Source organism: Streptomyces sp. NPDC044719 (assembly GCF_056433405.1).
In genome coordinates this window covers 1,210,190-1,224,094 of sequence record NZ_JBWKHE010000001.1, presented here as the reverse complement: position 1 = coordinate 1,224,094, position 13,905 = coordinate 1,210,190, and the positions used below count along the sequence as shown (strand labels likewise).

Below are 13,905 nucleotides of genomic sequence, written 5' to 3'. Positions count from 1 at the left end.
TGTCGTGTCCAGCCCCGAGGCGTCCAGAGTGCGGCCACCGGCTCTCCGGTGGCTGCTTGTGATGCCGGGTCGCTGAGGCCCCTTCTTCGCTCCGCCGCCGGATCGCCGACCGACGTGTCGTGTTCGTCGTCGACTTCCGGGTGCGGAGTTTCTTCATGCCGTTCGCTCTTCTTCTGCTGGGCCTTGCCGTGTTCGCGCAGGGAACGACCGAGTTCATGCTGTCCGGGCTGGGGCCGGACATCGCGCGGGATCTGGGGGTGTCCGTTCCCCAGGCGGGCGCGCTGACCTCCGCCTTCGCGGCGGGGATGGTCGTTGGGGCGCCGCTCGTGGCGGGTCTCGCGCGGCGCTGGTCTCGGCGGGGTGCGCTGCTGGCGTTCCTCGTCGTCTTTCTCGCCGTCCATGTCGTCGGTGCTCTCACCGGCAGTTTCGAGGTGCTGCTCGCCACACGGGTCGTGGGGGCGCTCGCCAGCGCCGGGTTCCTCGCCGTCGCCCTCGTGGCCGCCGTGGACATGGTCCCGGCGGACGCGAAGGGCCGGGCCACGTCCACGCTGCTGGGCGGGGTGACGCTGGCGTGTGTGGCCGGGGTGCCCGCCGGGGCCGCGCTGGGCGGGCTGTGGGGCTGGCGTACGGCGTTCTGGGCCGTGGCGCTGGTGTCGCTGCCGGCCCTGGTGGCCGTGGCATGGTCCGTACCGGGCGGGACGGCGGAAGGCACGCCGCCCGCGCTGCGCCGTGAGCTGCGGTCGCTGCGCGACCCTCGGCTGATCGTCACCCTGCTGCTGGGCGCTCTCGTGAACGGTGCGACGTTCTGCACCTTCACCTATCTCGCGCCGCTGGTCACCGAGGTGACGGGGCTGGGCAGCGCATGGGTGCCCGGGGTGCTCGCGCTGTTCGGGGCCGGGTCGTTCGTGGGGGTGACCGCCGCGGGGCGGTTCGCCGACCGGCGTCCCGTGCCGGTCCTCGCCGGCGGGGGTGTCGCGCTCGGTGTGGGCTGGTGCCTGTTGGCTCTCGGGGCCGGGCACCCGGTCCTGGCCCTCGGGCTCGTCTTCGTCCAGGGGGCGCTGTCGTTCGGCGTCGGCTCCACGCTGATCGCCCAGGTGCCGTACGCGGCGCCGGGCGCGCCCACGCTGGCCGGCGGTTTCGCCACGGCCGCGTTCAACGTCGGCGCCGCGCTGGGCCCTTGGATCGGTGGCGCGGCGATCGGCGCCGGGTTCGGGTACCGGTCGCCGGTGTGGGTGAGCGCGGGGCTGGTCGCGCTCGCGGGCGTCGTGGCCGGGGCGATGGGGCGGCGGCGGGGGCGGCTCGCGGGGAACCAGAAGCCCCTGCGGCGTTGAGCTCAGGCGGCGGGGCGAGGCACTACGACGCTGCCGGGGTCAGAACCCGCCCCCGAAGTCCCCACCGCCGAAGCCTCCGCCACCGACGTCCCCTCCCCCGAAGCCGCCACCGAAGTCACCGGAGTCGAAGTTGGCGCCGGAGACGTCACCGCCCTCGTACCCTCCGAAGTCGCCGTAGCCGGAGCCGTAGTCGGCCGCGTAGGCGGGGGCGGCCATCATGCTGCCGAGCATCGTGCCGACGAGGAGGCCGGGCAGGATGCCGCCGGCGAAGTAGCCGCCGGCCCAGGGGCCGTACGCCGGGCCGGCCTCCCAGTACGGGCGGCGGCCGTAGTCGGTGTCGACCTCGCGGATCACCGGGTCGCGGCCCTCGGCGAGCCGGGCCTGGTCGGCCGCGCAGACGGGGACGTCGCGCATGGTGCCGCCCGAGGGCGTCCAGCTCGCGTCGGCGACCGAGGGGCCGTGGCGCGGGTCGAAGAAGCAGGGCGGGCGGCGCTCCGGCAGCCGGCCGCCCTCGCGCCGGGCCGCGAGCCGGGCCAGGGAGAAGCGGCCGTCCTCCACCGTCTGGGTGACGGGCCGGACGTCCTCCGGTTTGGTGGCTGCCGCCATCAGGGACTTCGCCTGCTCGTAGGAGTCCAGGGCACGTTCGTAGTCGGCGCGCATCGCGTCGTCGGCGCCGGGTTCCCCAGGATGGAAGTCGAGGCGGTCGAGCTCCTCGCCGAAGGCGGTGATGTCCTCGTCGACCACCACACGCAGCTTCTCCAGGGCCGCCCGCTGCTCCTCCTCGTGGCGGCGCCGGTTGCGCCGGACCACGGCGTAGGTGCCCACGCCGCCGGCCGCGACCAGGGCGCCGAACGTGATCAGACCGCCGACCGGTACGTCGGTGCCCGAGCCGTCGCTCCAGCTGCTCGGCGCCGAACCGCCCACGCTGCGCAGGGCGTCGTCGACGAAGTCGTTCAGCTGGGCCTTGGTGTCGCCGGTGTCCTGCACGGCCGTGACCAGGTTGGACACCGCCTGGCGGCTCATCACCGCGCTGTCGGCGCGGGCGTCGAACTCATCTCCGAGGCGGATGCCGTACAGGCCGGTCACGCCGGTCTCGGTGCGGAGGTTCCGGAAGAGGTCCTGCGTGGGGACGTCGTCCGGGAGCACTGCCACGAAGACGGGCTTGTCCGCGTCCTTGATCTTGTCGGCCAGCGCCTCGGCGTCCGAGGCGGCCAGCTGACCGGAGGCGGCCGGATCGACGTAGACGGGGTTCTCGCGCAGTTCCGCGGCGACCTTTGAGAGGTCGGTGGCCGCGTGCGCACCCGGCGCACCGGCCATCAGCGCCACCAGTACGGCGGCGACCGGCACGATCAGCAGACGTACGAGGGTACGCACCAGCGCGGCCTTCATATGTTCGAAACTACCTGAATCGGCACAGAAAGGGATATCGGTAGGAGCGGGGATTTAGGAACGCCACTGCGCCTACGATGCCTCTGGCTCACTGCCGTGGGCCGTGCCGGGCCCGGCCGGTCCACCGGTCGCAGCGGAAAGGGCGGATCAGGGGCATGTTCGGAAGACGCAGGGCCGCGGACATGACAGTGTCCGCACTCGCCGAGCTGGACCGTTCGCGTGCGCGGGCGGACCTGTTGTGGGAGCTGTTCCGGCATGCCGAGACGGAGGTGACGACGGCGATCGGCTGGTACCTGGCGCGGCGCCGGGGGCCGTCACTGTGGTCGCGGTCGCTGCGGGCGCTGGCCGCGCTGCTGGGCATCGTCGGCACGCTCACGCCGCTGGTGCACGCGGCCGCCCCGACGACCGTGCAGCCCGAGTGGGGCTTCGTCTTCCTGGCCGGCGGAGCGGGCTGTGTGCTGTTCGACCGGATCTTCGGCTTCTCGGCGTCCTGGACGCGCTACATCCGTACGCAACAGGCCCTGCAGCAGATCCTCAAGAGGGCGCAGGCCGAGTGGGCGCAGGCGTATCTGCGGGCCACCGACTCGCCCAGCGACAAGGAGCAGGCCGCGCTGCTCGGGGTGATCGAGCGCTTGCGGACGGACGCGCAGCGGATCATCGAGGACGAGGGGTCGGCCTGGGTCGGCTACCTGGCCGATGGGGTGGAGGAACTGACCCGCGCCACCGTGCACACGCCCGGCCAGCGGACCAACGGGGCGGGGGTGTTCCGGCTGGACCGGGCGGCGGGGCGCGAGCGGGTGGGCGATGCCGCCCAGGTGCCGCGCGCCCGCGACTCGGCCATGTGACTTCCAGGTGCTCGGCGTTGCCGCTGGGGGCGGGGGCGCAGCCCGGCGTGGCGGGGTGCGCCCCCAGCGGCACGCATGCTCGCAGCGGGGGTGACTACTCCGCCGGAGCAACCCCCGCCCGCAGCAAGCCGTACGTGTACGCGTCCTCCAGGGACTGCCAGCTCGCCGCGATGACGTTCTCGGCGACGCCCACCGTGGACCACTCGCCCGCGCCGTCGGACGTGGAGATCAGGACGCGGGTCGTGGACTGGGTGCCGTGCTTGCCTTCGAGGATGCGGACCTTGTAGTCCACCAGCTCCAGCTTGGCGAGCTGGGGGTAGATCTTCTCCAGGCCCACCCGCAGGGCCCGGTCGAGGGCGTTGACCGGGCCGTTGCCCTCGGCCGTGGCGACGATGCGCTCGCCCTTGGCCCACAGCTTGACCGTGGCCTCGTTGGCGTGGGACCCGTCGGGCCGGTCCTCGACGATGGCACGCCAGGACTCGACCTCGAAGTAGCGCAGCGGCCTGCCCTGCACCTCGGTGCGCAGCAGGAGTTCGAAGCTCGCGTCGGCCGCCTCGTACGTGTAGCCCTGGAGTTCGCGTTCCTTCACCCGCTCGACGACCCGGCCGACCAGCTCCCGGTCGCCACCGAGGTCGATGCCGAGTTCCTTGCCCTTGAGCTCGATGGACGCGCGGCCCGCCATGTCGGAGACCAGCATCCGCATGGTGTTGCCGACCAGCTCGGGGTCGATGTGCTGGTACAGGTCCGGGTCGACCTTGATGGCCGAGGCGTGCAGCCCGGCCTTGTGGGCGAAGGCGGAGAGGCCGACGTAGGGCTGGTGCGTGGAGGGGGTGAGGTTGACGACCTCGGCGATCGCGTGCGAGATGCGCGTCATCTCGCGCAGGTGGCCCTCGGGCAGGACCTTCTTGCCGTACTTCAGTTCCAGCGCCGCGACGACCGGGAAGAGGTTCGCGTTGCCGACGCGCTCGCCGTAGCCGTTGGCCGTGCACTGCACATGCGTCGCACCCGCGTCGACGGCGGCCAGCGTGTTCGCCACCGCGCAGCCCGTGTCGTCCTGGGCGTGGATGCCGAGCCGGGCGCCCGTGTCGGCCAGGACCGTGGAGACGACCGCCTGGATCTGCGCCGGGAGCATGCCGCCGTTGGTGTCGCAGAGGATCACCACGTCCGCGCCGGCCTCGGAGGCCGTACGGACCACGGCCTTCGCGTACTCCGGGTTCGCCCGGTAGCCGTCGAAGAAGTGCTCGCAGTCGACGAAGACCCGGCGGCCCTGCTCCTTCAGGAACGACACCGTGTCGCGGATCATCTCCAGGTTCTCGTCCAGCGTGGTGCGCAGGGCGAGCTCGACATGGCGGTCGTGGGACTTCGCGACCAGTGTGATCACCTCGGCGCCCGACTCCAGCAGTGCCTTCACCTGCGGATCCTCCGCCGCCTTCGCTCCCGCGCGCCGGGTCGCGCCGAACGCGACCAACTGGGCGTGCCGGAAGTCGATCTCCTGCCGGGCGCGGGCGAAGAACTCGGTGTCCCGGGGGTTGGCACCCGGCCAGCCGCCCTCGATGAAGCCCACGCCGAACTCGTCCAGGTGCCGTGCGATGGCCAGCTTGTCGGCGACGGTGAGGTTGATGCCCTCCCGCTGGGCGCCGTCGCGCAGGGTGGTGTCGAAGACGTGGAAGGAATCGTCGAGCTCGCTGGTTGCGGTCATGGTCTCAAGGCTCCTGAGGATTTGGATCTCGGTCGTACCGGAATGACCGGCTCCACCGCCCCCACATACTCCCTCGCGCTCTCGCTCCTGGCTGCGGGTGGGCCAGAAAAGCGAAAAACCTCTCGCGGGTGCGAGAGGTCTGCGCGCGGGTCGAGGACGACGGTGTCCGCCCGTACCTGGTCGTACGTGGCGGTCACTGCGGACCGGCGCGCCTGCTGCCAATAATCATGGCGGACGAGAGCACGGGGGCAGTCTGGCACAGCCCCCGTGCCTCGCTCACGGCTGTCTCAGGATGCGGTCGGTCTGCGGTCGGTCACCTGATGTGGCGCACGTAGACGTGCGAGGTGTCGTACGTGTCGCCGGGCACGAGGTCGGGCGAGGAGCTGCCGAAGGCGGCCGTGCGGCCGTGCCGGTCGATCACCGGGGCGGACACGCTCTGGTCGTTCGGTCCGCCCTCGGCGTCCGGGCTGGCCAGGATCGTGCGTCCGGTGCGCAGGTCGCGGACGTAGGCGCGCGTCGTACGGTCCGGGTCGCCCGGGTCGGCCGAGACGAAGGTGAGGTACCGGCTGTCGGCGCTGAGCCGCGGGTAGGCGGTGAAGGCGGCCGGGTCGGCGGCGTCGATCCGGCGCAGGTCCCCCGTCTTGAGGTCACGGACGAAGACGTTGTGCCCCTGGTTGGTGTCGCCCGGGGTCAGCCGGGAGTCGAGCGAGTTGAAGACCGCGTATCGGCCGTCGGCGCTGATCTGCGGGAACTCGGTCTGCCCGTCGGACTTCAGGCCGTCCGGCGCCAGGTCGGCGTGGAACAGCTTCCCGCTCGGCACATCACGGACCCAGGCGTCGCTCCAGTCGCCCGAGGAGGGGTGCGGGACGAAGAACTGGTAGCCGACGCGACTGCCGTCGGCGCTGATGGACGGGTTGGTGGCTGCGGTCTTCCGGTCGGTCGCGGCGGGCACCTGGCTGATGCGGACGGCCTCGCCGCTGGTGCGGTCGACGCGGTAGACGCGTCCCCAGACATCGTCGCCCTGCGTGAACTCCGATCGCTGGGCGACAAAGGCGACGTAGCGGCCGTCGGCGCTGATGGCGGGCTGCCTGCCGGTGTCGTAGCCCGTGTCGACGGTGTCCGCGACGCGCTGGAGGGTGCCGGTCTTCAGGTCCCTCACCCAGATGTGGCTGCGGCCGTCGCTCGTGGCGGCGAAGGCCAGGTACCGGCCGTTGCCGCTCAGGGCGACGTCGTCGACGGAGCCGTCCACGCCGTCGCTGGCCGGCCGGACCGTGCCGGTCTCGAGGTCGCGCACGAAGGCGTCGGCGAGGCCGTCGGTGTCACCGGCGACGAGGTTGCCGGCACGGGAGACGAAGGCCAGCCGGCGTCCGTCGGCGCTCAGGCTCGGCCCGCCGGAGGCGGCGTCGCCGTCGGTGCCGTCCGGGGCGACGCTCGCCTTCTCGGTCCGCGGCACCGGCGCCGGCGCGGCGGTCGCGGGCAGCGCGGCGGCCGTGCCGAGCGTGACGGCCAGGGCCACTCCGAGCGCGACGGACGTGGCCCTCCTGGTGCTGGTCATGTGCTGTTCCCCCTGTGGTCCCGCATCCCCGTGTCCCCGTGGACGCTTCTCCCCCGGCCCCGCGCCGAGGGCTTCTCCAGAGCCAACATCATCACGAACCAGGGGGTCAATCCGCCGAATTGAGTACAACGCGGCCGGGGGTTCAGGTGTCCGCGAGGAGGCTGTCCTCGAGGAACTCCCGTACGTGCTGGAGGACTTGCGCCCGGTCGGTGCCGCGCAGGCCGATGGCCACGTGGATGGCGAAGCCGTCCAGCAGCGACCGCAAGCGGGCGGCGAAGCGGTCGGGGTCCACACGGCGGAACTCGCCCCGCGAGATGCCCTCGGCGAGCAGGGCGACCAGGTCGCGGTGCCAGACGCCCTCGATGGCGGCCTGCCGGTCCCGGGCGTCCGCGTCGACGGCAGCGGTCTGCGAGCGGTTCCAGACCTCGAGCCACAGCGTCCAGTGCGGGTCGCGGTGGCCGTCGGGTACGTACAGGTCGACGTAGGCGTCGAGGCGTTCGCGGGCGGTGGCGGAACGCGTCAGCAGCCGCCCGCGCTCGGCGCCCAGCCGGCCTTCGCTCCACTCCAGGGTGCGCAGCAGCAGTTCGTCCTTGGAGCCGAAGTAGTAGAGCAGGTGCCCGCTGCTCATCCCGACCTCGCGGCCGAGCGCCGCCATGGTGAGCTTCTCCAGACCGCGCTCGGCGATCATCTCCATGGCGGCGGCGAGCACGTCCTCACGGGGCGGCGCCTGCCTGCGCCCACCGGCCATCTGCGGCTCCCGGGTTCTAGATCCTCGGCTGTTGCTGTGTGATGCAGTGGATGCCTCCACCACCAGCGAAGATCGTACGGGCGTCCACCAGTGTCACGGTCCGCTCGGGGAAGAGCCGGCGGAAGATGCCGGCCGCGAGTTCGTCACGGGGGTCGTCGAAGCCGCACAGGACCACGCCGCCGTTGCAGAGGTAGTGGTTGATGTAGGAGTAGTCGGCCCAGTGGCCGTCGGCCTCCAGGACGGTCGGGGCGGGGACCTCCACGACCTCCAGGCGGCGGCCGCGTGCGTCCGTCCGGGACTTCAGCAGGCCGATGACCTCCTTGGTCACCTCGTGGTCGGGGTGCGCGGGGTCCGGCTGGGAGTGCGCGACGACCACGCCGGGCCGGGCGAAGGCCGCGACGATGTCGACGTGGCCGAGGGTGCCGAAACCGTGCGGAGGATAGTCGCCGGTCAGTCCGCGCGGCAGCCAGATCGCCTTGCGGGTGCCGAGCTGGGCGTGGATCTCCTGCTCGACCTGTTCCCGCGTCCAGTGCGGGTTGCGTTCCGGTCCGAGCTGGACCGTTTCCGTCAGCAGGACGGTGCCCTCGCCGTCCACATGGATCGCCCCGCCCTCGTTGACGAGTCGCGAGGCGTACGTCCGTGCCCCGGCGAGGTCCGCGACGTGCGCGGCGATCTTCGCGTCGTGCTCCCAGCGGGCCCACTCCTGGGCGCCCCAGCCGTTGAACGTCCAGTCGACGGCGGCCAGTTGGCCCTTCCCGTCGGTCAGGAAGGTCGGGCCGATGTCACGCATCCAGGCGTCGTCGTGGTCCCGCTCGACCGTCTCGATGCCGTCGCCGAGCAGGGTGCGGGCCTCGGCCGACTGCCCGGGGCCGCACACCACGGTAACCGGCTCGAAGCGGCGCACCGCACGGGCGACGGACGCCCAGGCGATCCGCGCGGCCGCGAGGTCGTCGGGGGCGTCGAAGGTCGGGTTCTCGCCCGGCCAGGCCATCCAGGTGCGCTCGTGCGGGGTCCACTCGGCGGGCATGCGGAAGCCGTCGGCGGCAGCGGTCATCGTGGGTCCTCAGAGGAAGTAGAGACGGTTGAGGGAGACGGACTCGGCGGGATCCGAACGCAGCGGCTCGCCGTCCAGGGTGACCAGACCGGTGCGCTGGTCGACGTCGACCGCTCCGGTGCGGGAGTTCAGGCGCAGGTCGGCCGGCCCGATGCCGCGCGTGCCGCGCACCGCGACCCTGCGGCGACGGGTCGGCATCGTGTCGCGTCCCTGGTCGACGGCGGCCTGCGCCACGAAGGCGACGGAGATGTCGGCGGGCGTGGCGCCGTACGCCCCGAACTGCGGCCCCAGCACCAGTGGTTCGCAGGTGTCGGTCGCCGCGTTCGGGTCGCCGGTCACGCCGTAGGCCGGGAAGCCGGACTTCAGCACCAGCTGCGGCTTGGCGCCGAAGTACTCCGGACGCCACAGCACGATGTCGGCGAGCTTGCCGGCCTCCAGCGACCCCACCTCGTGCGCGAGGCCGTGGGCGATGGCGGGGTTGATGGTCAGCTTGGCCATGTAGCGCAGGACGCGCTCGTTGTCGTGGCCGTCGTCGTGGCCGTCGTAGGTACCGAACTCGGACTTCATCTTCCCGGCCATGGCGAAGGTGCGGCGGACCGTCTCGCCCGCGCGTCCCATGCCCTGCGCGTCCGACGAGGTGATGCCGATGGCACCGAGGTCGTGCAGGACGTCCTCGGCGCCCATGGTTCCGGCGCGGATGCGGTCACGGGCCATGGCGGCGTCGCCGGGCAGGTCGGTCTTGAGGTCGTGGACGGAGACGATCATCCCGTAGTGCTCGGCGACGGCGTCCCGGCCGAAGGGCAGGGTCGGGTTGGTGGAGGAGCCGATGACGTTCGCCACGCCCGCCATCTTCAGGACGTTGGGGACGTGCCCGCCGCCGCAGCCCTCGATGTGGAAGGCGTGGATGGTCCGGCCCTCCAGCACCTTGAGGGTGTCCTCGACGGACAGGCACTCGTTCAGTCCGTCGCTGTGCAGGGCGACCTGGACGTCGTGTTCCTCGGCGACGCGCAGGGCGGTGTCCAGGGCGCGGGTGTGGGCGCCCATGTCCTCGTGCACCTTGAAGCCGGAGGCGCCGCCCTCGGCGAGGGCCTCCACCAAAGGCGCCGGGCCGGACGACGAACCCCGGCCCAGGAAGCCGATGTTGACCGGCCAGGCGTCGAACGCGCTGAACGCGTGCCGCAGCGCCCAGGGCGAGTTGACGCCGACGCCCCACACGGGCCCGAACTCCTGCCCGATGATCGTGGTCACGCCGGAGGCGAGCGAGGCCTCCATGACGCGCGGCGACAGCAGGTGGACGTGGGTGTCGACGGACCCGGCCGTGGCGATGAGGCCCTCGCCGGAGACGATCGACGTGCCGGTGCCGACGACGACGTCGACCCCGTCGAGGGTGTCGGGGTTCCCGGCCCGGCCGATCGAGCGGATCCGGCCCTCGCGGATGCCGATGGACACCTTGCGGATGCCCTGCACGGCGTCGATCACCACGACGTTGCTGATCACGACGTCGCAGGTCTCCCGGACGGCGGCGGCCTTGAGGTGCATCCCGTCCCGGGCGGTCTTGCCGAACCCGGCGAGGAACTCGTCGCCGTGGCGCTGGGAGTCGGACTCGACCTCGACGGTGAGTCCGGAGTCGCCCAGCCGGATCCGGTCGCCGGCGCGCGGGCCGTGGGTGGCGGCGTACTCGTACGGGGTGAGGCGGCGGGCCTCGGCGGGGTGTCCTCCTGGGCGGCTCATCACTCGGCCTCCTGATCAGATGGGTCCGATACGCCGAGGTAGCCGCAGGCGGCGGCGCGGCGCAGTGCCTCCTCGCGGGCGCCGGGCGCGTCCAGCGCCCCGTCGACCAGACCGGCGAACCCGATCGCGATCCGGTCGCCCCCCATGGGCACCAGCCCGACCTCGACGCTCTCCCCCGGCCCGAACCGCACGGTCGACCCGGCGGGCACGGCGAGCCGCATCCCGTAGGCCCGCTCCCGTGCGAAGTCGAGCCGCGGGTTCGCCTCGAAGAAGTGGAAGTGGGAGGTGACGGAGACGGGCACGGTCGCGGTGTTGGTGACCGTCAGCCGCTCGGCGGGTTCGGGCTCGGCGTGCTCGGGTCCCGGCAGCAGCGCGCCCGGGGCGGCCGGGCCCGATCCGCCGCCGATGGGGCCGGAGACGACCGCGAGCCGTGAGCCGTCGTCGAAGACCGCCTCGACGTGCACCTCGGTGACGACGTCGGCGACACCGGGCAGCACGTCGCCGGGCCCGAGGACGGACCGTGCGGCCTCGACGGCCTCCGCGAGCCGCTTGCCGTCCCGGGCGGCCTCGCACACCGTGTCGGCGATGAGCGCGGTGGCCTCCGGCACGTTGAGCCGCAGACCGCGCGCCTTGCGGGCCCGGGCCAGCTCGGCCGCCGAGAAGAGCAGCAGCCGGTCACGTTCCGTAGGGGTCAGCCTCACGCCTCGGCACCTCCTTGCCAGACTCTAATTTAGAGCATCACTCTAAACATGAAGACCAGTGGATCGAAAGGTTGACAGCAAACCTCGCGAGCTTCAGATTGAACGTCACTCAAACTGAGGGAGCCACCTATGCCGATCGAACAGCGCGGAGTCGACACCGTCCCCGAGGAGGAGCGCACCAGCGGGCCGCGCGACCTCGTCTCGATCCTGCTCGGCTCCAACCTCTGCCTGGGCGTGATCGTCTTCGGCTGGCTGCCGCCGTCCTTCGGCCTGGACTGGTGGGGGTCGGTCAGCGCGGTGCTCGCGGGCACGGTGGCGGGGGTGGTGTTCACGGCTCCGCTGGCGCTGGTCTCGCTGCGCACGGGCACCAACCTGTCGACCTCGTCCGGGGCCCAGTTCGGGGTGCGCGGGCGGCTGGTCGGCTCGGTGGTCGGGCTGCTGCTGGCCCTCGGCTACACCGCGCTGACCGTGTGGATCGGCGGGGACGTGATGGTGGGCGTGCTCGGCCGGCTGGCCGGACTGCCGCAGGGCGGGACGTCGTACGCGGTCGTCTACGGCCTGCTCGCCGCGGCCACCGTCGCGGGCGCCGTCTACGGCTACCGGGTGCTGCTGGCGATGTCACGGGTGCTGGCGTTCGGCATGACGGCCCTGCTGGCGCTGGGCGTGATCGCCTATGCCCCCGGCTTCACCACCGCCGCGCTCCCGGAGGCCGGCGGCTATCTGCTGGGCGGGTTCTGGCCGACCTGGCTGCTCGCGGCCGTGGCGGCGGGACTGTCCGGGCCGATCGCGTTCATCACGCTGCTCGGCGACTACACCCGCTACATCTCCCCGGCCCGCCACTCCTCACGCCGGGTGCTGCATGCGACCTGGCTGGGGCTGATGCTGGGGCTGCTGGTGCCGCAGCTGTTCGGCACCTTCACGGCGTACGCGGCCGGAGCGGCCCTCGACTACGCGGGCCCGCTGGTCTCCGCCGCCCCGGCCTGGTACCTGGTCCCGCTCCTCCTCGCGGCCTCCGCCGGCTCGGTCGGCAACGCGGGTCTGATGCTGTACTCGATGGGCCTCGACCTGGACGCGATCCTGCCGCGCGCCTCCCGCGCCACGGCCACGTACACGGTCGCCGTGGTGGCCACGGCCTGCGTCTTCGCCGGGCACTACTACTCGACCGCGCAGAACGCGATGACGGCCTTCGTGCTGCTGCTGACGGCGATCGGCACGCCCTGGGCGGTCATCACCCTCATCGGCTTCGCCCGCTGCGGCGGGGTGTACGACGCGGACGCCCTCCAGGTGTTCAACCGCCGCGCCCGGGGCGGCGTCTACTGGTACCGCGCCGGCTGGAACGTCCCGGCGACACTCTCCTGGGCCGCCGGAGCGACCGTCGGCGTCCTGGCGGTGTCCCTGCCGTCGTACCAGGGCCCGCTGCTGTCACTGACCGGCGGGGTGGACTGCAGCTTCCTGCTGTCGGGGCTGGTGGGCGGGGTGGCGTACGCGCTGACGGCCCCGGGGTCCGTGCGTCCGGAGCCCGGGGCCGATGAGGCGAGTCGTGCTTCCAGCCCAACCGCTTCGAGTGGTGGGTGGGCATAGGCCGGGGGTCCGGGGGCGGAGCCCCCGGGGACCGGGGCCACTCAGCCCAGGGGGTGCATCCAGCCGTGCGTGTCAGCAGCCGTACCGCGCTGAATGTCCAGCAGGGCCTGCCGCAGCCGCAGCGTGACCTCCCCCGGCTCTCCCCCGCTCTGCTTCCACTCCGCCCCGGCTCGCTTCACCGTACCGACCGGCGTGATCACGGCAGCCGTACCGCAGGCGAACACCTCGGTCAGCGACCCGTTCTCCGAGTCCCGCTGCCACTGCTCGACGGACACCCGCCCCTCCTCGGCCTCGTATCCGAGGTCACGGGCGACGGCGAGCAGCGAGTCACGGGTGACGCCCTCCAGGATCGACCCGGTCAACGAGGGCGTGACGATCCTGTCCCCGTACACGAAGTACAGGTTCATCCCGCCCAGCTCCTCGACCCACGTGTGCTCGACGGCGTCGAGGTAGCAGACCTGGTCGCACCCCTTCGTCGCGGCCTCGGCCTGCGCGAGCAGGGACGCCGCGTAGTTGCCGCCGGTCTTCGCGTCGCCCATACCGCCGGGGACGGCACGCACACGGTCCTCGGAGACCCAGATGGAGACCGGCTTGACGCCGCCCGGGAAGTACGCGCCGGCCGGGGAGGCGATGACCAGGAACAGGTACTCGTTGGCCGGCTTCACGCCCAGCCCGACCTCGGTCGCGATCATGAACGGACGCAGGTAGAGGGACTCCTCACCGCCGTGCGCCGGGACCCACGCCTTGTCCTGCTTCACCAGCGCGTCGCACGCCTCGATGAACGTCTCGACCGGCAGCTCGGGCATCGCGAGCCGGCGCGCGGACCGCTGGAAGCGCTCGGCGTTCTTCTCCGGGCGGAACGTGGCGACCGACCCGTCGGGGCGGCGGTAGGCCTTCAGACCCTCGAAGATCTCCTGCGCGTAGTGCAGCACCGTGGTGGCGGGGTCGAGGGAGATCGGCGCGTACGGCACGAGCTGTCCGTCGTGCCAGCCGCGGCCTTCCGTCCACTTGATCGTCACCATGTGGTCGGTGAAGTGGCGGCCGAACCCGGGGTTGGCCAGGATCGCCTCGCGTTCTGCGGCGGAGAGCGGGTTGGCGGAGGGCTTGAGCTCGATCGTGGGCGTCGTCATGGGTTGATGTCCTTCACCGGTTGTAGTGACGGGCCGCGCTCGGTACTGCTCTGAATGTGACCAGTGCTAGGACGTCCGAGCATTCCCTCATTCCGCGGCCTCGCGTTCGATTATCGCCCGTGGGCGGCGGCGGAAGGAACG

11 protein-coding genes are annotated in these 13,905 nt (G+C 72.2%); 3 read left to right on the top strand and 8 right to left on the bottom strand.

Translation table 11 applies throughout. The annotated features are described in order from the left end of the window. Positions 1-155: 155 nt before the first annotated feature. Positions 156-1,331: a Cmx/CmrA family chloramphenicol efflux MFS transporter gene (locus AC07DF_RS05685; protein ID WP_478967206.1), complete on the top strand. Its 1,176-nt coding sequence runs from the start codon at positions 156-158 to the stop codon at positions 1,329-1,331. Positions 1,332-1,370: 39 nt separating this feature from the next. Here AC07DF_RS05685 and AC07DF_RS05680 read toward each other — a convergent pair whose 3' ends face one another. After that, positions 1,371-2,720 (bottom strand): hypothetical protein, encoded by a 1,350-nt coding sequence (locus tag AC07DF_RS05680; RefSeq protein WP_478967204.1) that lies wholly within the window; start codon positions 2,718-2,720, stop codon positions 1,371-1,373. Between the two features lie 182 nt (positions 2,721-2,902). Here AC07DF_RS05680 and AC07DF_RS05675 point away from each other — a divergent pair, with 182 nt between their 5' ends. Next, positions 2,903-3,565 carry an SLATT domain-containing protein gene (locus AC07DF_RS05675; protein WP_478967202.1) on the top strand — a complete coding sequence of 221 codons (663 nt, stop codon included), beginning with the start codon at positions 2,903-2,905 and terminating at the stop codon, positions 3,563-3,565. 94 nt (positions 3,566-3,659) lie between these two features. Here the strand turns inward: AC07DF_RS05675 and cimA are convergent, their stop codons facing one another. The 6 genes from cimA to ureA form a co-directional block, all read right to left on the bottom strand. Further along, complete coding sequence (gene cimA / locus AC07DF_RS05670; RefSeq protein ID WP_478967200.1) at positions 3,660-5,264, bottom strand: citramalate synthase; 1,605 nt, start codon at positions 5,262-5,264, stop codon at positions 3,660-3,662. A gap of 313 nt (positions 5,265-5,577) precedes the next feature. Further along, complete coding sequence (locus AC07DF_RS05665) at positions 5,578-6,819, bottom strand: TolB family protein (RefSeq protein ID WP_478967198.1); 1,242 nt, start codon at positions 6,817-6,819, stop codon at positions 5,578-5,580. Positions 6,820-6,961: 142 nt separating this feature from the next. After that, entirely contained in the window at positions 6,962-7,567 is a 606-nt protein-coding gene (locus AC07DF_RS05660) for a TetR/AcrR family transcriptional regulator (RefSeq protein ID WP_478967196.1), read from the bottom strand. A gap of 16 nt (positions 7,568-7,583) precedes the next feature. Beyond that, complete coding sequence (locus AC07DF_RS05655; RefSeq protein ID WP_478967194.1) at positions 7,584-8,621, bottom strand: agmatine deiminase family protein; 1,038 nt, start codon at positions 8,619-8,621, stop codon at positions 7,584-7,586. Positions 8,622-8,630: 9 nt separating this feature from the next. Continuing rightward, positions 8,631-10,352, bottom strand: a complete 1,722-nt coding sequence (locus AC07DF_RS05650; RefSeq protein WP_478967192.1) for an urease subunit alpha — start codon at positions 10,350-10,352, stop codon at positions 8,631-8,633. Then, positions 10,352-11,053 (bottom strand): urease subunit gamma, encoded by a 702-nt coding sequence (gene ureA / locus AC07DF_RS05645; RefSeq protein ID WP_478967190.1) that lies wholly within the window; start codon positions 11,051-11,053, stop codon positions 10,352-10,354. Before ureA ends, AC07DF_RS05650 begins: the two co-directional genes overlap by 1 nt. Positions 11,054-11,182: 129 nt before the next feature. Here ureA and AC07DF_RS05640 point away from each other — a divergent pair, with 129 nt between their 5' ends. Next, positions 11,183-12,634 carry a cytosine permease gene (locus AC07DF_RS05640; protein WP_478967188.1) on the top strand — a complete coding sequence of 484 codons (1,452 nt, stop codon included), beginning with the start codon at positions 11,183-11,185 and terminating at the stop codon, positions 12,632-12,634. Positions 12,635-12,675: 41 nt separating this feature from the next. On the opposite strand, the gene AC07DF_RS05635 is transcribed toward AC07DF_RS05640, so the two are convergent. Beyond that, positions 12,676-13,764 carry a branched-chain amino acid aminotransferase gene (locus tag AC07DF_RS05635; protein ID WP_478967186.1) on the bottom strand — a complete coding sequence of 363 codons (1,089 nt, stop codon included), beginning with the start codon at positions 13,762-13,764 and terminating at the stop codon, positions 12,676-12,678. Positions 13,765-13,905 lie beyond the last annotated feature (141 nt).